We start from the raw sequence: 24081 nt of genomic DNA, 5'->3' as shown, positions 1-24081 counted from the left end.
CATGACCGACGCCATCATCAAGCTCACGGCGGCCGAGACCGCCGCGAAGATCGCCTCCGGCGAGCTCACCGCCGTAGAGGTCACCGAGGCCCACCTGGCCCGCATCGAGGCCGTCGACGAGAAGGTGCACGCCTTCCTGCACGTCGACCGCGAGGGCGCCCTGGCCCAGGCCCGCGCCGTCGACGCCAAGCGGGAGCGCGGCGAGAAGCTCGGCCCTCTCGCGGGTGTGCCGCTCGCGCTCAAGGACATCTTCACCACGGTCGGGGTTCCGACGACCGTGGGTTCGAAGATCCTGGAGGGCTGGATCCCGCCGTACGACGCCACGGTCACCCGGAAGCTGAAGGACGCCGACGTCGTCATCCTCGGCAAGACCAACATGGACGAGTTCGCCATGGGGTCCTCCACCGAGAACAGCGCGTTCGGGCCGACCGGCAACCCCTGGGACCTCACCCGGATTCCCGGTGGTTCCGGTGGCGGGTCCTCCGCCGCCCTCGCCTCCTTCCAGGCGCCCCTCGCCATCGGCACGGACACCGGCGGCTCCATCCGCCAGCCCGCCGCCGTCACCGGCACGGTCGGCGTGAAGCCCACCTACGGCGGGGTCTCCCGCTACGGCATGGTGGCGTTCTCCTCCTCCCTGGACCAGGGCGGGCCCTGCGCCCGTACGGTCCTGGACGCGGCCCTGCTGCACGAGGTCATCGGCGGGCACGACCCGCTCGACTCCACCTCCATCGACGCCCCCGTCCCGCCCGTCGTCGAAGCCGCCCGCAACGGCAGCGTCGCCGGGATGCGCGTCGGTGTCGTCAAGCAGTTCCGCGGCGAGGGCTACCAGGCCGGAGTGCTGCAGCGGTTCGACGAGGCCGTCGCGGTGCTCAAGGAGCTGGGTGCCGAGATCGTCGAGCTGGACTGCCCGTCCTTCGACCTGGCGCTCTCCGCGTACTACCTGATCGCGCCCAGCGAGTGCTCCAGCAACCTCGCCCGGTTCGACGGCCTGCGCTACGGCCTGCGGACCGGCGACGACGGCACGCACTCCGCGGAGGAGGTCACCTCCCTCACCCGCGCCGAGGGCTTCGGGCCCGAGGTCAAGCGCCGCATCATGCTCGGCACGTACGCGCTGTCGAGCGGCTACTACGACGCGTACTACGGCTCGGCGCAGAAGGTCCGCACGCTCATCACCCGCGACTTCGAGAAGTCGTTCGAGAAGGTCGATGTGATCGTGTCGCCGACCACGCCCACCACCGCCTTCCCCATCGGTGAGCGCGCCGACGACCCGATGGCGATGTACCTGGCGGACCTGTGCACCATCCCGACCAACCTGGCGGGCAACGCCGCCATGTCCCTGCCGTGCGGCCTCGCGCCCGAGGACGGGCTGCCGGTCGGCCTGCAGATCATCGCCCCGGCACTGAAGGACGACCGCCTGTACAAGGTGGGCGCGGCCGTCGAGGCCGCCTACGTGGAAAAGTGGGGGCACCCGCTTCTCGAGGAGGCTCCGTCGCTGTGAGCGCACTGTCCAAGGCCAAGGGCTTCAACAAGTCCAAGTCCGGTATGTACCTGTCCATGGCCGCCACCGCGTTCGGTGCGATCGGCGTCGCCAAGCGACTCAAGAAGGCCCGCGCCGAGAACGACACGCTGGTCGTGATCGACGCCGCCGTGTCCGCCGTCGGCATCGTCACCGGCCTCGCCGTCCTGTACCGCGAGCTGAAGCGGCGGGGCGACGACGACGTCCTGCTGGGCTGAGAGGGAACTTTCACCGTGACCACCACGACCGACCTGGTGTCGTACGAGGACGCGCTGGCGTCGTACGACCCCGTCATGGGCCTCGAGGTCCATGTCGAACTCGGCACCAAGACGAAGATGTTCTGCGGCTGTTCGACCGAACTCGGTCAGGACGCCAACACGCAGACCTGCCCCACCTGCCTCGGCCTGCCCGGCTCGCTCCCGGTCGTCAACGCGACCGGCGTCGAGTCCGCGATCAAGATCGGTCTCGCGCTGAACTGCGAGATCGCCGAGTGGTGCCGCTTCGCCCGGAAGAACTACTTCTATCCGGACATGCCGAAGAACTTCCAGACCTCCCAGTACGACGAGCCCATCGCCTTCAACGGCTACCTCGACGTGCAGCTGGAGGACGGCACGACCTTCCGCGTGGAGATCGAGCGCGCCCACATGGAGGAGGACACCGGCAAGTCCACCCACGTGGGCGGCGCCACCGGGCGTATCCACGGCGCGTCGCACTCGCTGCTCGACTACAACCGCGCGGGCATCCCGCTCATCGAGATCGTCACCAAGCCGATCGTCGGTGCCGGGGAGCGCGCCCCCGAGGTCGCGCGGGCGTACGTCGCCGAGCTGCGCGAGCTCATCAGGGCGCTCGGCGTCTCCGAGGCCCGTATGGAGATGGGCCAGATGCGCTGTGACGTGAACCTGTCCCTGATGCCCAAGGGCGGCGACAAGTTCGGCACCCGCAGCGAGACGAAGAACGTCAACTCGCTGCGGTCCGTCGAGCGTGCCGCGCGGTACGAGATCCAGCGTCACGCGGCCGTGCTGAGCGGCGGCGGAACGATCGTCCAGGAGACCCGCCACTTCCACGAGGACACGGGGTCCACCACCTCGGGCCGTGTGAAGGAGGAGGCCGAGGACTACAGGTACTTCCCGGAGCCCGACCTGGTGCCCGTCGCTCCGACCCGGGAGTGGGTCGAGGAACTGCGCGCCGGCCTGCCCGAGCTGCCGCTCGCCCGCCGCAACCGGTTGCGCGAGGAGTGGGGCATCTCGGCGGTCGACATGCAGGCGATCCTGAACGCCGGTGCCATCGAACCGATCGTCGCCACCATCGAGGCGGGCGCCGACGCGGCCTCCGCCCGCAAGTGGTGGATGGGCGAGCTGGCGCGTACGGCCAACGAGACGGGCGTGTCCCTGGAGGCGCTGCCCATCACGCCCGAGCAGGTCGCCCGGGTCGCCGCGCTGGTCGCCGAGGGCTCCCTCAACGACAAGCTGGCCCGACAGGTCATCGAGGGCGTCCTCAAGGGCGAGGGCACCCCGGACGAGGTCGTCGAGAAGCGCGGCCTGAAGGTCGTCTCCGACGAGGGCGCCCTGACCACCGCCGTCGACGAGGCCATCGCCGGCAACCCGGCCATCGCGGACAAGATCCGCGGCGGCAAGGTCGCCGCGGCCGGTGCCCTCGTGGGCGCCGTCATGAAGGCCACCCGCGGCCAGGCCGACGCGGCCCGCGTCAAGGAGCTCATCCTGGAGAAGCTGGGCGTCAGCGAGGGCTGATCCGCCGTATCGCTTGTCCCCTGGGGCGGTGCATCGACTGCGATGCACCGCCCCAGGTGTGTCCGGGACCACAGAGGGCCCACAGGGGGGCGACGGGGAAACGGAGGCGGAGCACAGGCCAGGCGACAGAGTCGGCGTTACTGTCCTGTGATCCGGCTCGCAAACCCTGTGACAAAGGGCACGAAACGGACAAAGGATCAGCTTCGCCTGTCAGAGTGGTGGGCATTGCTCAGGCGTTCTTTGCGGGCTGTTCGGTTCCAGGCAACTGCTCCCGGTCAAAGATCCACCCCCCACCCCCAGGGAGCACGTTCGTGGCAGCCCTAGCGCGCTGGTGTGTCCGGCACCGCCTCGTCGCCGTACTTCTGTGGCTTCTCACCTTCGCGGGCGTCACCGCCGGCGCGGCCGTCGCGGGATCGGCGTACTCGAACGACTACGCGACCCCGGGGACCGAGTCCAGCCGCGCCACCCAGCTCCTCAACGAGGGCTTCCCGCGCATGAGCGGAGACAGCGACACGGTCGTGTGGCACACCACCCAGGGCACCGTGAAGGCCGCCGACGTCGAGCAGACCATGACCCGCACCCTCGACAGGATCGAGGACCTGCCCGGTGTGGCGTCCGTGACCAGCCCGTACGAGGGCGCGCGCGCCGGCCAGATCAGCGGGGACGGACACACCGCCTACGCCACGGTCACCTTCGACCACCGTGCCAAGGACGTGGACAAGGCCGAGGCCCAGCAGGTCGTCGACACCGCCAAGGCCGCCGAGACCGACGGGTTGCGGGTCGAACTGGGCGGCCGGGCGATCGGGCTCACCGAGTCGTCGGGCGGACACATGGCCGAGGTGGTCGGCGTGGTCGTCGCCGCCGTCGTGCTGTTCCTCGCCTTCGGCTCGCTCGCCGCCTCGCTGCTGCCCATCGCGACCGCGCTGGTCGGCGTCGGCACCGCGTACGCCGGGATCGGGCTCCTCGGCCATGCCATGACCGTCGCCGACTTCGCGCCCATGCTCGGCATGCTGATCGGGCTGGGCGTCGGCATCGACTACGCGCTGTTCATCGTGACCCGGCACCGCAGGGGACTGAAACGCGGGCTGTCCGTCACCGAGGCCGCGACCAACGCCGTCGCGACCACCGGCCGGGCCGTCGTCTTCGCGGGCGCCACCGTGTGCATCGCCCTCCTGGGCATGCTCATCCTCCGGCTCAGCTTCCTCAACGGTGTCGCGATCGCCGCGTCGCTCACCGTGGTCCTCACCGTCGCCGCCTCCGTGACACTGCTGCCCGCCCTGCTCTCCCTCATAGGCATGCGCGCCCTGAGCCGCCGTGAGCGCCGCCACCTCGACGAGCACGGTCCCGAGCCGGAGCTGCCCACCGGGCTCGCCGCCCGCTGGTCCGCCTTCGTCGAGCGGCACCCGAAGAAGCTCGGCGCCGTCGCGCTCGCCGTCATGGCCCTGCTCGCACTGCCCACGCTCGGCCTGCACCTGGGCACCTCCGACCAGGGCAACGACCCGAAGACGGCGACCACCCGCCAGGCGTACGACCTGCTGGCCGACGGCTTCGGACCCGGCGTGAACGGCCCCCTCACCCTCGTCACCAAGGTCGACGGCGCCCAGGACAAGCGCGCCCTCGACCACCTCGACACCACCCTCCGAAGCACCGAGGGCGTCGCGTCGGTGAGCCCGGCGACGTACAGCACAGCCGGTGACACCGCGTACCTCAGCGTCGTACCGGAGTCCTCCCCGCAGTCCACGCGGACCAGCGACCTCGTCGACCACCTGCGCGACGACGTCCTGCCACGCGCCGAGTCGGGCACCTCGCTCGACGTGCACGTCGGCGGTGTCACCGCCGGTTACGACGACTTCGCGGACGTCATCGTCGGCAAGCTGCCGATGTTCGTGGGCGTCGTGATCGGGCTCGGCTGCCTGCTGCTCCTGTTCGCCTTCCGGTCCGTCGGGATCCCGCTGAAGGCCGCCGCGATGAACGTGGCCGCCGTCGCCTCCGCCTTCGGGGTCGTGGTCGCGATCTTCCAGTGGGGCTGGGGCAGCGAACTGCTGGGTCTCGGCAGCGCCGGGCCGATCGAACCCTTCCTCCCCGTGATCATGGTCTCGGTCCTCTTCGGGCTGTCCATGGACTACCAGGTCTTCCTGGTCAGCCGGATGTACGAGGAGTGGCTGGAGACCCGGGACAACCGGCGCGCGGTCCGCGTCGGCCTCGCCGAGACCAGCCGGGTGATCAACTCCGCCGCCGTCATCATGATCTCGGTGTTCCTCGCGTTCGTGCTCAGCGGCGACCGCGTCATCGCGATGTTCGGCATCGCCCTGGCCGCCGCCGTCGCCCTCGACGCCTTCGTGCTCCGTACGCTCCTCGTGCCCGCCCTGATGCACCTGCTCGGCGGCGCCAACTGGTGGCTGCCCCGCTGGCTCGACCGCCGGATGCCGCGCATCAGCATCGAACCGCCCGAGCTGCGCGCCGCCGCCGTCACCGCCGACGCCGAAAAGACCGGCGCGGACGAACCCTCCCGTGCGACCATCCCCGGGCAGCGAGCGGACGGTGACCATCCGGTCACCGAGGACTCGCCGGACGGCGAACTGGTCCTACTGGTGAAGGAGCGACAAGAGGATGTACGCGATATCCCTGGGTGACGACGGAGCCGAACTGCGGCCTCTGGACCCCTGGCACGCCCAGGAGTTCCTGGCCCACCTCGACCGGGGGCGCGAGTTCATCGGACAGCACATCCCCTGGGGCGCCAAGGCCACCGACGTGGACTCCGCGCGGGAACTCCTCCAGTCGTACGCCGACAAGCGCGCCGCCGACACCGGCAGCCTGCACGGGCTGTGGCTGGAGGGGAAGCTGGTCGGCGGTGTGCTCTTCCGGATCTTCGACGCCGCGAACGGCACGTGCGAGGTCGGTTGCTGGCTCGAACCGGCAGCCTCCGGACGGGGGTTGATCACCCGGGCCATGAGGGTCCTCATCGACTGGGCGGTTGACGAGCGCGGCATCCACCGTGTGGAGTGGGTCGCGTCGTCCGCCAACGAACCGAGCATCAACGTGGCGCGGCGGCTGGGCATGAGCCGCGACGGTGTCCTGCGGCAGAGATTCCCCTACCGGGGCGTACGCCAGGACTCCGAGGTGTGGTCGGTCCTCGCGCCCGAGTGGCGGGAGGCACGCGCGCGTACGGAACGATGACCCCACGCGCACGCGTACTGCTCACAACGATCATTAAGAGACTTCTCAGACAGCGTCCGTACGGTGCGAGGCATGGGATCAAAGACAGTTGACGAGGCCGGGGTCGAGACCGGCGCAGAGGCACAGCGCGACCAGGAGGCGGTGGACGTCACCAAGGAAGCCACGGAGAGCGAGGAGGCCGCGGAGACCAAGGCCTCCGGGGCCGAGGGAGGGACGTCCGGGGAGGCCACCGCCGACGAGACGGACGACCTCGACGACCTGACCGACGACGAACTCGTGGCCCTCCGCGGGAAGGGCGCCTCCGACGCCTCCGCCGGGGTCGGCCAGGGCGCCGCGGCCATCGTGTCCGTCGGGCTCGGTCTGGTCTCGCTGACCGGCAGCTGGCTCGGCACGGTCGCGCAGGCCCGCGACTCGCTGTACGGCCAGCTGGAGGCCACACAGCAGGGCGCGAGCGTCGCCTCGCAGATCAAGCAGGTGTACGCCGACTCCTGGAACGTGAACGCCCTGGTCGGCGGCCTGTTCGCGCTGGTCGCCCTGCTCGTGGCGGTCGCCGTGCTGGTCCGGCCCGCGTTCGGCGACCCCGACCGGGCGCCGCAGACGCCGTGGATCAAGTCGGCCGCCTGGGCGGGCATCTCGCTGGGCTTCCTCGGCCTGGTGCTCGCCGCCCTGAAGGTCTCGAACATCCTGCTCGCCATGCCGACGACGGGTTGAGCCCGCCGCACGAGGAGGCATGTCCTCGCGGCTCTGAGGGGCCTTAGGTTCGCCGTGCGCGTCGTACGGCGAAACCTAAGGCCCCTCTCCCGTGCGAGATGCGGAACTCTCCCGATGTGGCGCACCCGCCTTGGAGACGAAGGTTGGGGCATCGCGACAAGCGAGCGAGCCCGAAACCGACACGTCACGAGGAGTGCGCCATGTTCCCGCACGAGTTCCGCCACGAGCTCCAGCAGATCCGGTCCGCCGAGCTGATGCGCGAGGCCGCCGAGCACCGGCTCGCCCGCGAGGTGCGCCGCGCCGCCCGCGGGAAGTCCCGGCGGCACGACGCCGAGGGGAGGCCGGACAGTCCCCGGCCACGCCCCCGCCGGCACCGGTTCACCCGCGCCGCGTGAGCCCGGAGGCGGGGGAGGGCGGCCGTCGGGTGGGCGGCCGTCCCGTGGCAGGCCGTCCTGGCCGCTCGGTGAGCGTCCGCCCACCCCGTGCGGGGACCGCCGCGCCGGTGCGCGCCCGCCCCGGCGCTGTCATCCCGATATTCGGTGCCGCGCTGTCGGACCCGCGTGCGATGCTCGGCAGCGTGGAGATGAAATCCGTCAGCCCGGTGTTCGTCGGCCGCACCGACGAACTGGCGGTGTTGCGCGACGTGCTCTCCCGCGCCGCCGCGGGAGAGCCGCAGGCGTTACTGCTCGGTGGCGAGGCCGGAGTCGGCAAGACGCGCCTGATCGAGGAGTTCGCCGCCGCGGCCCGCCGCGACGGCGCGGTCGTCGCGCTCGGTGGCTGCGTCGAGATCGGCGCCGACGGGCTGCCCTTCGCGCCCTTCTCCACCGCTCTGCGCTCCCTGCGCCGGCAGCTCCCGGACGAGGTGGCCGCCGCGGCCGACGGACAGGAGCCGGAGCTGGCCCGGCTCCTGCCCGAGCTGGGCGAAGCGTCCCGCCGACCGGACGGCCGGCACGACGAGGAGGGCACGGCCCGCCTCTTCGAACTCACCGCCCGCCTCCTGGAGCACGTCGCCGCGGACCGCACGGTCGTCGTCGCCCTGGAGGACCTGCACTGGGCCGACGCCTCCACCCGCCACCTCCTCGCCTACCTCTTCCGCACGCTGCGCACCGGCCGCCTGGTCGTCGTCGCCACCTACCGCGCCGATGACATCCATCGCCGCCACCCGCTCCGCCCGCTGCTGGCCGAGCTGGACCGCCTGCGCACGGTCCGCCGCGTGGAACTGCGCCGCTTCAACCGCGCCGAGGTCGCCCGCCAGCTCGCCGGCATCCTCGCCGCCGAGCCCGACCCCGCCGAGGTCGACGAGATCTTCGAACGGTCCGACGGCAACGCGTTCTTCGTCGAGGAACTGGCCGTCGCCACCCAGGAGGGCTGCCGCACCGGCCTCACCGACTCCCTGCGCGACCTGCTCCTCGTACGTGTCGAGACGCTGCCCGAGGACGCCCAGCGTGTGGCCCGCATCGTCGCCGAGGGCGGTTCCACCGTCGAGTACGGCCTGCTCACGGCCGTCGCCCGGCTCCCCGAGGACGAGCTCATCGAAGCGCTGCGGGCCGCCGTCGGCGCCAACATCCTGCTCGCCGTGCCCGACGGCGACGGCTACCGCTTCCGGCACTCCCTGGTCCGCGAGGCCGTCAGTGACGACCTGCTGCCCGGCGAGCGCTCCCGCCTCAACCGCCGGTACGCCGAGGCACTGGAGGCCGACCCGTCACTCGTCCCGGCCGACGGCCGCGCCACTCGCCTGGCCAGCTACTGGTACCACGCCCACGACGCCGCGAAGGCGCTCCCCGCCGTCCTCCTCGCCTCGGTGGAGGCCCGCGGCCGCTACGCCCACTCCGAGCAACTGCGGCTGCTTGAACGGGCCATGGAGCTGTGGGAGGCCGTCCCCGACGCCGTACGGGCCGGACTGAGGCCCGTCGACTACGCCGAGGTCTACCCGCCCTGCGGCGGCGACCCGGAGAGCACACCCCTGCGCTACCTCGACCTCATGGCCGAGGCCGCCGTCGCGGGCCGGCTGTGCGGGGAGCGCGAACGCGCCCTGAAGATCACCAAGCGGGCCCTGCACCTCCTGGAGGAGGACGGCGACCCCCTGCGCGCGGCCTGGTTCTGGGTCCAGCGCTCCCTGCTGGTGCAGGGCCTGGCCCGGGGCGACGGGTGGAAGGAGCTCGGCACCGCGCAGGAACTGGTGCGCGGACTGCCCCCCTCCGAGGTGCACGCCGAGGTACTGGACAGGGCCGCGGGCTGGTCCATGCTCCACTCACCCGGACCCGAGGCGCTCTCCGACGCCCAGCGCGCCGTCGAGTACGCACGCATGGTGGGCGCCGAGGACATCGAACTGAGCGCACGCCTGACGCTCGGCGGCCTGATGGTCGGCGCGGGGGACATCGACGCGGGACTCGCCGAGATGTACGCGGTCAGGGACCAGGCGGAGAAGCGCTCGCTGACGTCCCTCGTGGGCCGCAGTTATGTGAACCTGCCGTCGGCACTGGAGAGCCTCGGCCGCTCCCGAGAAGCCGTCGAGGTAGGGCGCAGAGGCATCGAACTCACTCGCAGGATGGGCCTGTCGGAGTCGGAGACGTGGGTCTGGAGCAACCTCGCGGAGTCGCTCTTCCCGCTGGGCCGCTGGGACGAGGCCGCCGAGGCCGCGGCCAACGCGATCAGCGGGGCACCGGGTGTGAGGTCACGCGCCGGCGGCTCCGCGCACCTCTCGACCATCGAGCTCGCCCGGGGCGACGTGGCCGCAGCCGCCCGCCACCTGGCCGTCGCCCGCGACTCCACCGGCACCCACGACCCCCAGCCCCAAAACGACATCCCGCTGGCCGCACTCACCGTCGCCGTCGCCGCCGCCGAAGGCCGGCTCCTCGACGCCCGCGCCGCACTGCGCCAGGCCCTGGACGCCGGCTTCCCGCCCGGCACGCACAGCCTCGCCTGGCCCCTGGTGCTCGCCGCGGTCACGGCCGAGGCCGACGCCCGCGGGCTGCCGCTCGCCGACGAGGGGCGCGCAGAGGTCCTGTCGAGCGTCTTCGAGGCCGTCAGAAAGCTCACCACGGACGTACCGGTCTGGCTCGCGTACGAGAAGTGGGTGCGGGCCGAACTCCGCCGCGCCGAGGGCGTACTGGAACCGGAGACCTGGTCGGAGGTCGTGACCGTCTTCGAGCCGCTGGAGCGCCCGTACGACCTCGCCCGCGTCCGGTACCGGCTCGCCGAGTCGCTGCTCGCGACCGGCGCCGACGAGGACAGCCGGGACCGCGCGACGCAACTCCTCCGCCTGACCGCGGCCGTGGCCGACCACCTGCGCGCCCGCCCCCTCGCCGACTCCGTCGCCCTGCTCGCCCAGCGCGCCCGGCTGACCCTGGCCCGCGCCCCCGAGCCGTCGGCCCCGGCTCCGGACGACCCCGTCGAGGCCCTCGGCCTCACCAGCCGCGAGCGTGACGTCCTGCGCCTGGTCGCCGCCGGCCGCAGCAACCGCCAGATCGCGGAGGAGCTCTTCATCTCCCCCAAGACGGCCAGCGTCCACGTCTCCAACATCCTGGCCAAGCTGGGCGTCTCGGGCCGGGGCGAGGCGGCGGCGGTGGCGCATCGGCTGCGGTTGTTCCCGTCAGGGGCCGGCGAGCGGCTTCCGGTGGGAGGATCGCGTTGAGGGACGCAGAGGCGAGGACCGGTGCGGCCGGTCCGGGGGAGGGCTCGTGTTCAACCCGTTCGAGGAACTGTTCGCGCCGGGACGCAAGCACACCCGCGACGAACGCAACCGCCTGGAGACGACCCGCGTGGACGTCGGCGACAGCGACCCCGGGCGGGGGCCGATAGACCTGGACTCGGGCACGGCGGTCATACGCCCACCCGCCCGTGCCCACGACGAGGGGGAGCCCGACGGGGGAGAACCGGACAGGGGAGATCCGGACAGAGGAGATCCGGGTGGGGGAGAACCGGACGAGGACTGAGGCCCACCGGCGGCTCGGGCGCTCCGGCGGCCCACTTCCCGTGGCTGCTTCCTCCCGAGGGCTACTTCACCCGCAGCTCGAGGAGCTTGTCGTCGCCGTCCCCGGGTGAGCCGCGGCCGTCGGTCTCGCTCGTGGTCAGCCACAGTTTGTCTCCTCCCGCGGAGACGACCGTGCGCAGACGCCCGTACTCCTCCGTCAGGAAGGCCTGGGGGTCGGCGGACGGTTTGGTGCCGTCGAGGGGGATGCGCCACAGGCGCTCGCCGCGCAGGCCCGCCATCCAGACCGAGCCCTCCGCGATGGCGACACCGCTGGGTGACGCGTCCTCCGTGCGCCACTGGGCCACCGGATCGACGAAGCCGGACTCGTCCGCCTTGCCCTCGACGTCCGGCCAGCCGTAGTTGCCGCCCGGCTTGATCTGGTTCAGCTCGTCCCAGGTGTTCTGGCCGAACTCCGACGCCCACAGACGCTGCTTGGTGTCCCAGGCGACGCCCTGCACGTTGCGATGGCCGTACGAGTACACGAGCGAGTCACCGAACGGGTTGCCCGGTGCAGGCTCGCCGTCCGGGGTCATCCGCAGGATCTTTCCGCCGAGGGACTTCTTGTCCTGGGCCAGCGGGCCCTCGTACCGCTCGCCCGTGGTGGCGTACAGCATCTTGTCGGGGCCGAAGGCCAGGCGGCCGCCGTTGTGGTTCGTTCCCTTGGGGATGCCGCGCACGATCGTGTCGGGGGCGCCCAGTTGCTCGCCCGACGGCTTCTCGGGGTCGTACAGCATGCGCACGATGCGGTTGTCCGACTCCGAGGTGAAGTACGCGTAGATCATGTGGTCCGACGCGTAGTCCGCGGAGACCGCGATGCCCAGGAGGCCGCCCTCGCCGGCGGGGGAGACGCCGGGGACCTCGCCGAGCTCCGTCTTCTTGCCGCTCTTCTCGTCGACGAGCGTGATCGTGCCCTCGTCCCGCGAGGACACCAGCAGTCCGCCCTCGGGGAGTGGGGCGAGGCCCCAGGGGCTGTTCAGGTCCTCGGTGACCGTGCGCACCACCTTCACCGAGCCCTTCGCGGGCGGGGCGCTCTCCTCGGTGCGCTCCTCCGGAGAGGACCCGGAGTTCTCACTGTTCGCGGCCGAGGTCCCACCGGTGTCCGGCTCGTCACCGTCGTCGGAGGAACAACCGGCTGTCACCAGGAGTACGGCCGCGGCCAACGCGGCCGTCACAGCTCGACGTTGCACGATCAAGGTCCCTTCGACGTGGAGCCACTACCTGTTCTTACGCCGCGAGTGCCCCGCGCGTTCCGGCTTCGGCGGATTGAGCCGTACATTTCGGCGGGAGCCTTCCTTCCGGGGCGGTCGCGGACGGTTTTCTCGCCCCCGCCGCCCCTACCCGTCCCGCCCCGGGGGCTCCGCCCCCATGCCCCCGGGGCGGGGTGTCCGGGGTGGGTGGTTTGGTGCGGGTTGGGTGTGACTGGTCGCGCAGTTCCCCGCGGCCCTCACGGGCGTCCTCAAGCGCCGGACGGGCTGACAGGCGCTCTCAGTCCCACGACCCCTGGGCAGGAGGCAGGGCCGCGAGTTCGGTCAGGTCCTGCGGGGTCAGGTGGAGGGCGTCGGCGGAGGCGTTCTGTGTCACCCAGCGCTCCTGCTTGGTGCCGGGGACCGGCACGACGTGGGCGCCCTGGGCGAGGACCCAGGCTATGGCCACGTGGGCCGGCGTCACACCGCCGCCGTGGCGTGCCGCCACTCTGCGCAGCCCCGCCACGATCGGCTGGTTGGCCGCCATCATCTCGGCCGTGAAACGGGGGTGCCGGGCTCGCATGTCGTCGCGCTCGAAGCCCTGGCCCGGCGTCAGCGTGCCGGTGAGGAAGCCGTTGCCCAGGGGCATCGCGGCGAGGAAGCCCACGCCGCGGGCCGCGCACCAGGGCAGGAGCGCGTCGAGGGCGTCGGGCGACCACACCGACAGCTCCGCCTGGACCGCGCTGACCGGGAAGACCTGCTGGACGCGTTCCAGCTGACGGATCGTCCCGTCATGCAGCCGCGCTCCGCCACGGCGGCCCGCCCGCGCGCCCACCGCGCACAGGCCGAGCGCGCGCACCTTCCCCGCCTGGACGAGCTCCGCCATGGCACCCCAGGTCTCCTCGACGGGCACCTCGGGGTCCGCGCGATGCAGTTGGTAGAGATCGATGACGTCCGTCTGGAGGCGGCGCAGGGAGGCGTCACAGGCGCGCTTCACATAGCCGGGGCGGCCGTTCGCCACGATGTGCTGCTCACCGACCAGCAGACCGACCTTCGTCGACACGAAGGCCTCCGCGCGGCGCTCCTTCAGGACGCGGCCCACCAGGAGTTCGTTCGTGAACGGCCCGTACATGTCGGCCGTGTCCAGGAGAGTGGAGCCGAGGTCCAGCGCGCGGTGCACCGCCCGGAGCGACTCCTCGCCCCGCTGCCGCGACCCGGAGTACGCCCAGCTCATCGGCATGCACCCGAGACCCACCGCCCCCACCTCGAGCGTCGCCGCGCCGATCGTCCTGCGCTCCACCTGGTCGTACCCTCCCTCTCCTGGCACCCCAAACTAACCTCTGCGGCCGGGGAGGCTTCGCATAGCCTCCTGAGCATGACTGGTGACGTGTGGCTGCCGTTCCGCGCCGACGAGATCGAGGGGCTCCCCATAGGACCCAACTACCGCTATTGGGATGGTGACCAGGAGTTTCCCGGTGATCCGGGCGAGTGCGTCTTTTACGTCGTGCCCTATATGAAGGCACCCGAGATCTCCCAGCGGCCGCTGCCCGGCATGGCCTCCGTGCAGGTCGTGCAGACGCTCTCCGCCGGCATCGACCACGTCGAGCCCGGCCTGAGGTACCTGCGCCCCGGCGTGCGGCTGTGCAACGCACGCGGTGTGCATGAGGCGAGCACGGCCGAGCTCACCCTCACGCTGATACTCGCCTCGCTGCGGGGCGTCCCCGACTTCGTGCGCGGGCAGGAGCGCCAGGAGTGGCGGAGCGGGTTCCGCCAGGCGCTCGCCGACAAGTCCGTGCTCATCGTGGGGTACGGGTCGATCGGCGCCGCCATCGAGGACCGGCTCGCACCCTTCGAACTGGCGCGGGTGGCGCGCGTCGCGCGCTCAGAGCGCACCACGGAGCGCGGACCGGTGCACCCGCTCACCGAACTGCCCTCCCTGCTGCCCGAAGCGGACGTCGTCGTCCTGTCGACGCCCCTCACGGAGGCCACGCGCGGCATGGTGAACGCCGCGTTCCTGGCCCGTATGAAGGACGGAGCGCTGCTCGTGAACGTCGCGCGCGGTCCCGTCGTCGACACCAAGGCGCTCCTCGCCGAGCTGGAGACCGGACGCCTCACGGCGGCTCTGGACGTCACCGACCCCGAACCCCTCCCCAAGGGGCACCCCCTGTGGCACGCGCCCGGCGTGCTCATCAGCCCTCATGTGGGAGGCCCGACGTCCGCCTTCCTGCCGCGTGCGAAGAGGCTTCTGGTGGACCAGTTGAATCGGTTCGTGAACCGGCGGCCGCTGCGGAACGTGGTCCTTACGACGGGCGATACGGCGAACTCCTAATCCACTTCGGGCACCCTCCGCAGTCCCCCGGATGCGGATGGTGTCCGTATCGGGCTTGATCGTCACGGAGCGTAGAGAAGCTATGTCCCTGAGTGACGAGACTGGTGTATCGTCCCGACAGGGGCTGCGCCGCGCACCGTTCGGCGCCGGGGATGGACATGCGACTGCGAGGGGGGCGACGGGCGATGCACGGCCTAGGGACGAACGATCCGACGCGGCGGGGCCGCCGACGGCGATCCTCGCGGGGCGCGACAGCCGGACAGGATCACAGCCGCCACGGACAGCACGGGCAGCACGGACATCTCGGGAACCATCTCCGCAGGCACGGCGGTCGCAGGAGGCACACCCCTCCGGCGCACCGCGACCGGCGGGACGCGGGAGCGGCACCGGAGGAGGTCCGGTGAGCGCCCGGTCGTCCTCCGCCCCCGGGCTCAACCCGACGCTGCCGGCGCAGCCGTTGGCGGGCCCGCTGCTGTCCGGCGGGCCGGCCCTGCGCGGCCGCTCCGTGCGGAGCGTGCGTGCGCAGCTCGTCCTGGCCCTGGTGTGCTCGGGATACGCCGTCGGTTCCGCGTTCGGCTGGGGCTCGCCGTACGTGGCGCTCATCATGGGTGACTTCGGGCTGAGCGCCGCGGCCCTCGTCGCGGCCGTGTCCTGCTTCCGCTACGCGCGCACCCGCCGCAGCCGCTTCCGGCCCGCCTGGCTGATGTTCGCGCTGTCCTCGACGATGGCGGCGCTCGGCAACCTGGTCTGGGGCTGGTACGAGGTCGTGCTGCGCCGCCCGGTGCCCGACCCGAGCTACGCCGACCTGTTCTTCCTGTGCTTCGCGCCGCCCGCCATCGTCGGGCTGCTCGTCCTGGCCAAGAGGCCCGTCACCAAGGCCGGCTGGGTCTGCCTGGCGCTGGACGCCTGGCTGATCGGCGGCTCCCTGGTCACGCTCTCCTGGAGTCTGGCCCTCGCGCAGACCGCCAAGAACAACGGCGACGTCGCGCACACGGCGCTCTCGCTCGCCTACCCGCTCCTCGACATCGCGCTGGTCAGCATGGTGCTCGCCCTGCACTTCCGGCGCTCGTCGGTGAACCGCTCGGCGGTGAACACCGCGATCGGCGCCCTCGCCCTCACGGTGATGTGCGACGCCCTGTTCACCTCACCGCTGGTGCACAGCAGCTACCGCTCGGGCCAGCTGCTCGACGCGGGCTGGTTCGCGGGCTCGCTGCTCCTCGCGTACGCCCCCTGGGTCGGCCACCGACGGGCCCGCCCGGCCGCCGACAGGCACGACGCGGCCGGGGACACCGCGGACCGGCACACCTCCGACGGGCACACGCGCGTGGCGCACGAGCACACCCCTGGGCAGCAGCACGAGACCAAACGGCTCGAAACCGCACGTTACGAAACGCCACGGCACGAAACCCCACTGCACGAAACCCCACGGCACGAAGCCCACCGACCCGAAGCAGACCGGCACGACGGACACCAGGGAGGAGATGTGCACATGCTCCTCCAGGGAGTGGGGCTCAGCCGCGGTCCCGCCACCCGCCCGATCGCCGGGTCGCTGGCCGCGCTGACTCCCTACCTGGCCGCCGCCGTCTGCACCCTGGGCATCCTCTACACCGTGCTCAACGGCCGCAGCGTCGACCGCGTGGTGCTCATCACCGCCTGCACCGTCGTGCTCGCCCTCGTCGCACGCCAGGGCATCATGCTCCTCGACAACATCACCCTCACCCAGGAGCTGGCCCAGAAGGAGAACCACTTCCGCTCCCTGGTACAGGGTTCCAGCGACGTCATCATGATCGCCGCCCCCAGCGGCATCCTGAGGTACGTCAGCCCCGCCGCCGCCGGTGTGTACCGGCTCCCCGCAGAGGAACTCGTCGGGACCGAACTCGCGGGCCTCATCCACCCGGAGGACCTGGGCTGCGTGGTGCACGAAGTGCGCCGCTTCCTCGCCGCCAGCCCCCTCGAAGAACCCACGACCCGCATCGAGTGCCGCTTCAGGTCCGGCGACGGCGGCTGGCTGAACGTGGAGTCCACCGTCAACCGCCACCACGGCGGCCTCATCTTCAACAGCCGGGACGTGACCGAAAGGGTGCGCCTCCAGGCGCAGCTCCAGCACAACGCCGAGCACGACCCGCTCACCGACCTGCCCAACCGCGCGCTGTTCACCAAGCGTGTGCAGCAGGCCCTGTCCGGACGCCGCGCCACCGACCGGGGCCTCGCCCTGCGCAACACGGCGGTCCTCTTCATCGACCTCGACGGCTTCAAGGCCGTGAACGACACGATCGGCCACCAGGCCGGGGACGAGCTGCTCGTCCAGGCCGCCCGCAGACTCCAGGACGCCGTCCGGCACGGGGACACCGCCTCCCGTCTGGGCGGTGACGAGTTCGCGGCCCTCATCGCGGGTGACAACACCCGCGACCGTGCCGCCCGCGAGCGGCACATCTTCGAGCTCGCCGACCGGCTCCGGATCGCCCTCTCGCAGCCGTACACCATCGGGGGCAACGAGGTGCGGGTGGCCGCCTCCATCGGCGTCGCCTTCGCCGAGCCGGGCCTCGGCGCGGGCGAGCTGCTGCGCAACGCCGACCTCGCCATGTACCGCGCCAAGGCCTCCGGCAAGGGCCGCGTCGAGCTCTACGCCCCGCAGATGCAGCAGGACGTCGTACGGAAGGCCGAGCTGGCCACACGGCTGCGCGCGGCCCTCAGCGACGGCCAGTTCACGCTGCTGCACCAGCCCGTCGTGGCCCTGGAGGACGGCCGGATCACGTCGGTCACCGCGCAGGCCCGCTGGCGCTCCTCCCAAGGGGTGCTCTTCACCCCCGCCGAGTTCCTCAGGGGCTCGGAGGACAGGGACAAGACCGCCGAGCTCGACCGCTGGCTGCTGGAGGAGGCCGTCGAGCAGGCCGCCGAGCGCACGGCGGCCGGTGTCGGCGTGCCCGTGACCGTCCGGATGGGCGCCCGGCGCCTGCTGGACCGCTCGCTGCCGGTCGGCTCCGTCGAGGCGCTCCTGACCCGCCACGGGCTCCCTTCCGGCGCCCTGGTGATCGAGCTGGCGGACATCGACCCGCCGGTCTGCCTGGACGACCTGGAGCGGCGGCTGAACACCCTCAGGCGGCTCGGCGTCCGGATCGCTCTGGACGGGTTCGGCAGTGGCCACGCGGCGCTCACGGCGCTTCGGCGACTCCCCGTCGACATCCTCAAGCTCGACCGGGGTCTGGTCGAGGGGATCGTCGAGTCACCGCGCCTGCACAAGATCACCAGTGGGCTCCTGCGGATCGCGTCCGACCTGGGCATGCAGTCGCTCGCGGACGGAGTGGACCTTCCCGAGCAGGTGATCGCCCTGCGCGCCATGGGCTGCAGCCACGGACAGGGAGCCGCCTTCTCCGCACCACTGGACGAGTACCGGCTGCGCCGGGCACTCTCCTCGGGGCCCTACCCGGTGCCCCACGGGCCGGCGGAACCCGCGTTCGCGGGCGGCGGGAGAGGCGAGCGAACCCTGGAAAGGGGCGCGGGAGGCTACACCAGCGGTGTGCCCGCGGTCTACGGAGGCACTACGCCCTTCAGCTCACATAATGAGACTCCCGTCCCACCCACTTGACACGTGATGCGTGCCGGGTAGAGGGTCTGTGCCATGCGCACCCGAATTCTCGTACTTGGAAAGCGCGTCGGCTGAAGCTGGGGCCCACCGGATGACCCACCGGAACTCCCAGCGACCGTACCCGGCGCGCTCCCCTCGCTTGCCTTATGGCACGAGGGGTTTTTTGTTGCACAGGCACCTGTCGCACACCGAACAAACCTCGCAAAAACCCTCGCACAACACCTCAGCATCGAGAAGAGAATGCCGATGACCGAGCAGGCCACCGGGGCCCACCATCCGCAGCCGCGGCCCCGATCCGGAGGACCCCAGAGCACGACCGTCGAGCAGGTGACGGGCGCGCAGTCCCTCATCCGCTCGCTCGAGGAGGTCGGGGCCGACACGGTATTCGGTATTCCCGGGGGCACCATCCTGCCGGCGTACGACCCGATGATGGACTCCAAGCGGGTGCGTCACGTGCTGGTCCGTCACGAGCAGGGCGCCGGCCACGCGGCCACCGGTTACGCGCAGGCCACCGGCAAGGTCGGGGTGTGCATGGCGACGTCCGGGCCGGGCGCCACCAACCTGGTCACGCCGATCGCGGACGCGCACATGGACTCCGTGCCGCTGGTCGCGATCACCGGGCAGGTCGTGTCCAAGGCGATCGGCACGGACGCCTTCCAGGAGGCGGACATCGTCGGCATCACCATGCCGATCACCAAGCACAGCTTCCTGGTCACCAAGGCGGAGGACATCCCCCGGGCGATCGCGCAGGCGTTCCACATCGCCTCCACCGGCCGCCCGGGACCGGTCCTGGTCGACATCCCCAAGGACATCCTCCAGGCGAAGACCACCTTCTCGTGGCCGCCCACCATGGACCTGCCCGGCTACCGGCCCGTCACCAAGCCGCACGCCAAGCAGATCCGGGAGGCCGCCAAGCTGATCACCGCCGCGAAGCGGCCCGTCCTGTACGTCGGCGGCGGCGTCATCAAGTCCCGCGCCACCGCCGAGCTGAAGGTCCTCGCGGAACTCACCGGAGCGCCCGTCACCACCACCCTGATGGCGCTCGGCGCATTCCCCGACAGCCACCCGCTGCACGTGGGAATGCCGGGCATGCACGGTTCGGTCACCGCCGTCACCGCGCTGCAGAAGGCCGACCTGATCGTCGCCCTCGGAGCCCGCTTCGACGACCGCGTCACCGGCAAGCTGGACAGCTTCGCCCCGCACGCCAAGATCGTCCACGCCGACATCGACCCCGCCGAGATCGGCAAGAACCGCGCCGCCGACGTGCCGATCGTCGGTGACGCCCGCGAGGTCATCGCCGACCTGATCCAGGCCGTCCAGAAGGAGCACAGCGAGGGCAACCAGGGCGACTACACCGCCTGGTGGACCGACCTGAAGCGCTGGCGGGAGACCTACCCGCTCGGCTACGACCACCCCGACAACGGCTCGCTCTCCCCCCAGCACGTCATCGAGCGCATCGGACAGCTCGCCCCCGAGGGCACGATCTTCACCGCCGGTGTCGGCCAGCACCAGATGTGGGCCGCGCACTACATCGAGTACGACAAGCCCGCGACCTGGCTGAACTCCGGCGGCGCCGGGACGATGGGCTACGCGGTCCCGGCCGCCATGGGCGCCAAGGCCGGAGCCCCGGAGAGGACCGTCTGGGCGATCGACGGCGACGGCTGCTTCCAGATGACCAACCAGGAGCTCACCACCTGCGCCCTGAACGGCATCCCGATCAAGGTCGCCATCATCAACAACGGCGCCCTCGGCATGGTCCGCCAGTGGCAGACCCTGTTCTACAACCAGCGCTACTCCAACACCGTCCTGCACTCCGGGCCCGACGACGTCAACCCGGACGCCAGGGGCACCCGCGTCCCCGACTTCGTGAAGCTGTCGGAGGCCATGGGCTGCCACGCGATCCGCTGCGAGTCCCCGGACGAGCTGGACAAGGTCATCGAGGAGGCGAACTCGATCAACGACCGCCCGGTCGTCATCGACTTCATCGTCCACGAGGACGCGATGGTGTGGCCGATGGTCGCCGCCGGCACATCCAACGACGAGATCATGGCCGCCCGGGACGTCCGCCCCGACTTCGGCGACAGCGAAGACGACTGAGCGAGAGACGTAAGAGAGAGACGTAAAAGACCATGTCCAAGCACACGCTCTCCGTCCTGGTGGAGAACACCCCGGGCATTCTGGCCCGGATCGCGGCCCTGTTCTCCCGCCGCGGCTTCAACATCGACTCGCTCGCCGTCGGCGTCACCGAGCACCCCGACATCTCCCGCATCACCATCGTCGTGGGCGTCGAGGACCTGCCGCTGGAGCAGGTGACCAAGCAGCTGAACAAGCTCGTCAACGTGCTGAAGATCGTCGAGCTGGAGCCGTCGCAGGCCGTTCAGCGCGAACTCGTTCTGGTGAAGGTGCGCGCCGACAACGAGACGCGCTCCCAGATCGTCGAGATCGTCCAGCTGTTCCGCGCCAAGACCGTCGACGTCTCCCCGGAGGCCGTGACGATCGAGGCCACCGGCAGCAGCGAGAAGCTGTCCGCCATGCTCAAGATGCTGGAGCCGTACGGCATCAAGGAGCTCGTCCAGTCCGGCACGATCGCGATCGGCCGCGGCGCCCGTTCGATCACGGACCGGTCGCTGCGGGCGCTGGACCGGTCGGCGTAAGGCGAGAACCGGGCGGTCGGCAGGTGCCGGCCGCCCGTCGTGCCGCCCGCATTCCGAGACCCCGAGACCCTCACCGAGTCCACCGTCATACGGTGGGACGCAACACCTGCACTCCCAAGGAGAGAACCCAAAGTGGCCGAGCTGTTCTACGACGCTGACGCCGACCTGTCCATCATCCAGGGCCGCAAGGTCGCGGTCATCGGCTACGGCAGCCAGGGCCACGCCCACGCCCTGTCGCTGCGCGACTCGGGTGCCGACGTCCGCGTCGGTCTGCACGAGGGCTCCAAGTCCAAGGCGAAGGCCGAGGAGCAGGGCCTGCGCGTGGTGACCCCCTCGGAGGCCGCCGCCGAGGCCGACGTCATCATGATCCTCGTCCCGGACCCGATCCAGGCCCAGGTCTACGAGGAGCACATCGCCCCGAACCTGAACGACGGCGACGCCCTGTTCTTCGGCCACGGCCTGAACATCCGCTACGGCTTCATCAAGCCCCCGGCCGGCGTGGACGTCTGCATGGTCGCCCCCAAGGGCCCGGGCCACCTGGTCCGCCGCCAGTACGAGGAGGGCCGCGGCGTTCCGTGCATCGCCGCCGTCGAGCAGGACGCCACCGGCAACGCCTTCGCGCTCGCCCTGTCGTACGCCAAGGGCATCGGCGGCACCCGCGCCGGCGTCATCAAGACGACCTTCACCGAGGAGACCGAGACCGACCTGTTCGGCGAGCAGGCCGTCCTCTGCGGCGGTACGGCCGCCCTGGTCAAGGCGGGCTTCGAGACGCTGACCGAGGCCGGCTACCAGCCGGAGATCGCGTACTTCGAGTGCCTGCACGAGCTGAAGCTGATCGTCGACCTCATGTACGAGGGCGGCCTGGAGAAGATGCGCTGGTCGATCTCCGAGACCGCCGAGTGGGGCGACTACGTCACGGGCCCGCGCATCATCACCGACGCCACCAAGGCCGAGATGAAGAAGGTCCTCGCCGAGATCCAGGACGGCTCGTTCGCCCAGGCCTGGATGGACGAGTACCACGGCGGTCTGAAGAAGTACAACGAGTACAAGACCCAGGACTCGGAGCACCTGCTGGAGACCACCGGCAAGGAGCTGCGCAAGCTGATGTCGTGGGTGAACGACGAAGAGGCGTGATCCTGACCCGTGGCGGTGCCCTCAGCCGGGGTACCGCCACGGGGCTCCGCCCCGGACCCCGCTCCTCGAACCGGAGGGGCCGCGGTGGCGGGGCGATCGCCGGAGAGGGTGTTCCGCTTCCGCGCGGCCGGCGGCCAAGTGTGCCCGTCCGGGTGATCCTCGCGGAGAAGCGCCGGACGCCCCCGTCACGCCACTACACTGCCGTACTACATACGCGTCAGGCCCACAGCGTCGTGCGTCTTCCACGCGGCCAAGCGACACCGAAGAAGTGCGGGCACGTCCTCACGCCGCCCGGCACAGGAACGCACCCGCCCTTCCCCGGTGCTACTCCCCTCCACCGCCAGCGGCCGTCGGGACGGCCGTCCGCATTGGACATGTGAGGACTCACGTGAGCTCGAAACCCGTCGTACTCATCGCCGAAGAGCTGTCGCCCGCGACCGTCGACGCGCTCGGCCCGGACTTCGAGATCCGGCACTGCAACGGAGCGGACCGAGCCGAGCTGCTCCCGGCCATCGCCGAGGTCGACGCCATCCTGATCCGTTCCGCGACGAAGGTGGACGCCGAGGCCATCGCCGCCGCGAAGAAGCTCAAGGTCGTCGCGCGAGCCGGCGTCGGCCTGGACAACGTGGACGTCTCCGCCGCCACCAAGGCCGGCGTGATGGTCGTCAACGCACCCACCTCGAACATCGTGACCGCCGCAGAGCTCGCCTGCGGTCTCCTGCTCGCCTCCGCGCGCCACATCCCGCAGGCCAACACGGCGCTCAAGAACGGCGAGTGGAAGCGCAGCAAGTACACCGGTGTCGAGCTGGCGGAGAAGACCCTCGGTGTCGTCGGTCTCGGCCGCATCGGCGCGCTCGTCGCCCAGCGCATGTCCGCGTTCGGCATGAAGGTCGTCGCGTACGACCCGTACGTCCAGCCCGCCCGGGCCGCGCAGATGGGCGTCAAGGTGCTGTCGCTGGACGAGCTGCTCGAGGTCTCCGACTTCATCACCGTCCACCTGCCGAAGACGCCCGAGACCGTCGGTCTCATCGGTGCCGAGGCGCTGCACAAGGTCAAGCCTTCCGTGCGGATCGTCAACGCCGCGCGCGGTGGGATCGTCGACGAGGAGGCGCTGTACTCGGCGCTCAAGGAGGGCCGGGTCGCGGGCGCCGGCCTCGACGTGTACGCGAAGGAGCCGTGCACGGACTCCCCGCTCTTCGAGCTCGACCAGGTCGTCTGCACCCCGCACCTCGGCGCGTCCACGGACGAGGCCCAGGAGAAGGCGGGCATCGCGGTGGCCCGGTCCGTCCGGCTCGCCCTCGCCGGTGAGCTGGTGCCGGACGCGGTGAACGTCCAGGGCGGTGTCATCGCCGAGGACGTCAAGCCGGGTCTGCCGCTCGCCGAGCGTCTGGGCCGGATCTTCACCGCGCTCGCGGGCGAGGTCGCGGTCCGTCTCGACGTCGAGGTGTACGGCGAGATCACCCAGCACGACGTGAAGGTGCTGGAGCTGTCGGCGCTCAAGGGTGTGTTCGAGGACGTGGTCGACGAGACCGTCTCGTACGTGAACGCTCCGCTGTTCGCGCAGGAGCGGGGCGTGGAGGTGCGGCTGACGACGAGCTCGGAGTCGCCGGACCACCGCAACGTCATCACCGTGCGGGGCACGCTCGGCAGCGGCGAGGAGGTTTCCGTCTCCGGTACGCTCGCCGGTCCCAAGCACCACCAGAAGATCGTCGCGGTGAACGAGTACGACGTGGACCTCGCGCTGGCCGACCACATGGTCGTCTTCACGTACGTGGACCGGCCGGGTGTCGTCGGTACCGTCGGGCGCATCTTCGGTGAGGCCGGGATCAACATCGCCGGTATGCAGGTCTCCCGCTCCACCGCGGGTGGTGAGGCTCTCGCCGTCCTGACGGTCGACGACACGGTGCCGCAGCCGGTGCTGGCGGAGGTCGCCGAGGAGATCGGTGCGACGTCGGCGCGGTCGGTGAACCTGGTCTGAGGTTCGTCCCGGTACGACGGTGGGCCCGGTCACCTGGTGGTGGCCGGGCCCCACCTGTGTGCGGGTGCGCCCCTGGGGGTTTCTCGCCCCC

General features: G+C 71.1%; 17 protein-coding genes. 15 read left to right on the top strand and 2 right to left on the bottom strand.

Going from position 1 to position 24081, the window contains the following annotated elements; translation table 11 throughout:
- Position 1 precedes the first annotated feature (1 nt).
- The 9 genes from gatA (at position 2) to ACZ49J_RS18475 (ending at position 11087) form a co-directional block, all read left to right on the top strand.
- Positions 2–1498 (top strand): Asp-tRNA(Asn)/Glu-tRNA(Gln) amidotransferase subunit GatA, encoded by a 1497-nt coding sequence (gene gatA, locus ACZ49J_RS18515; protein WP_467449223.1) that lies wholly within the window; start codon positions 2–4, stop codon positions 1496–1498.
- Entirely contained in the window at positions 1495–1734 is a 240-nt protein-coding gene (locus tag ACZ49J_RS18510; RefSeq protein ID WP_467449221.1) for a hypothetical protein, read from the top strand. The genes gatA and ACZ49J_RS18510 overlap by 4 nt, the downstream gene beginning before the upstream one ends.
- Before the next feature lie 15 nt (positions 1735–1749).
- Positions 1750–3264, top strand: coding sequence for an Asp-tRNA(Asn)/Glu-tRNA(Gln) amidotransferase subunit GatB (gatB, locus tag ACZ49J_RS18505; protein WP_467449219.1), 1515 nt, complete (start codon positions 1750–1752; stop codon positions 3262–3264).
- 311 nt (positions 3265–3575) lie between these two features.
- On the top strand, positions 3576–5897 hold the full coding sequence (locus ACZ49J_RS18500) for an MMPL family transporter (protein WP_467449218.1): 2322 nt from the start codon (positions 3576–3578) through the stop codon (positions 5895–5897).
- Complete coding sequence (locus tag ACZ49J_RS18495; RefSeq protein ID WP_467449216.1) at positions 5875–6441, top strand: GNAT family N-acetyltransferase; 567 nt, start codon at positions 5875–5877, stop codon at positions 6439–6441. The genes ACZ49J_RS18500 and ACZ49J_RS18495 overlap by 23 nt, the downstream gene beginning before the upstream one ends.
- 72 nt (positions 6442–6513) lie before the next feature.
- Positions 6514–7152 carry a hypothetical protein gene (locus ACZ49J_RS18490; RefSeq protein ID WP_467449214.1) on the top strand — a complete coding sequence of 213 codons (639 nt, stop codon included), beginning with the start codon at positions 6514–6516 and terminating at the stop codon, positions 7150–7152.
- A gap of 200 nt (positions 7153–7352) precedes the next feature.
- Entirely contained in the window at positions 7353–7547 is a 195-nt protein-coding gene (locus ACZ49J_RS18485; protein ID WP_467449212.1) for a hypothetical protein, read from the top strand.
- A gap of 170 nt (positions 7548–7717) precedes the next feature.
- Entirely contained in the window at positions 7718–10786 is a 3069-nt protein-coding gene (locus ACZ49J_RS18480; RefSeq protein ID WP_467449326.1) for a helix-turn-helix transcriptional regulator, read from the top strand.
- A 46-nt stretch (positions 10787–10832) separates the two neighbouring features.
- Entirely contained in the window at positions 10833–11087 is a 255-nt protein-coding gene (locus tag ACZ49J_RS18475) for a DUF6191 domain-containing protein (RefSeq protein ID WP_467449211.1), read from the top strand.
- 61 nt (positions 11088–11148) lie between these two features.
- On the opposite strand, the gene ACZ49J_RS18470 is transcribed toward ACZ49J_RS18475, so the two are convergent.
- A complete protein-coding gene (locus tag ACZ49J_RS18470) occupies positions 11149–12297 on the bottom strand; it encodes a PQQ-dependent sugar dehydrogenase (RefSeq protein WP_467449209.1) in 1149 nt (382 codons plus the stop codon).
- 313 nt (positions 12298–12610) lie between these two features.
- The gene (locus ACZ49J_RS18465) at positions 12611–13609 is read right to left on the bottom strand and encodes an aldo/keto reductase (RefSeq protein ID WP_467449325.1); all 999 of its coding nucleotides are present in this window, start codon (positions 13607–13609) and stop codon (positions 12611–12613) included.
- A gap of 75 nt (positions 13610–13684) precedes the next feature.
- Here ACZ49J_RS18465 and ACZ49J_RS18460 point away from each other — a divergent pair, with 75 nt between their 5' ends.
- The 6 genes from ACZ49J_RS18460 to serA all read left to right on the top strand — a co-directional run bounded on the left by ACZ49J_RS18460 (position 13685) and on the right by serA (position 23990).
- Positions 13685–14638, top strand: coding sequence for a 2-hydroxyacid dehydrogenase (locus tag ACZ49J_RS18460; protein WP_467449205.1), 954 nt, complete (start codon positions 13685–13687; stop codon positions 14636–14638).
- 400 nt (positions 14639–15038) lie between these two features.
- A complete protein-coding gene (locus ACZ49J_RS18455; protein ID WP_467449203.1) occupies positions 15039–18224 on the top strand; it encodes a putative bifunctional diguanylate cyclase/phosphodiesterase in 3186 nt (1061 codons plus the stop codon).
- Positions 18225–18470: 246 nt separating this feature from the next.
- Positions 18471–20321, top strand: a complete 1851-nt coding sequence (locus tag ACZ49J_RS18450; protein ID WP_467449200.1) for an acetolactate synthase large subunit — start codon at positions 18471–18473, stop codon at positions 20319–20321.
- A 32-nt stretch (positions 20322–20353) separates the two neighbouring features.
- Positions 20354–20878, top strand: a complete 525-nt coding sequence (gene ilvN, locus ACZ49J_RS18445; protein ID WP_030942875.1) for an acetolactate synthase small subunit — start codon at positions 20354–20356, stop codon at positions 20876–20878.
- Between the two features lie 132 nt (positions 20879–21010).
- Positions 21011–22012 carry a ketol-acid reductoisomerase gene (gene ilvC, locus ACZ49J_RS18440; protein WP_467449196.1) on the top strand — a complete coding sequence of 334 codons (1002 nt, stop codon included), beginning with the start codon at positions 21011–21013 and terminating at the stop codon, positions 22010–22012.
- A 388-nt stretch (positions 22013–22400) separates the two neighbouring features.
- Entirely contained in the window at positions 22401–23990 is a 1590-nt protein-coding gene (serA, locus tag ACZ49J_RS18435) for a phosphoglycerate dehydrogenase (protein WP_467449195.1), read from the top strand.
- Positions 23991–24081: the final 91 nt, after the last annotated feature.

This window comes from Streptomyces sp. NPDC030840 (assembly GCF_055572015.1).
This window is presented reverse-complemented; position numbering and strand designations above follow the sequence as displayed.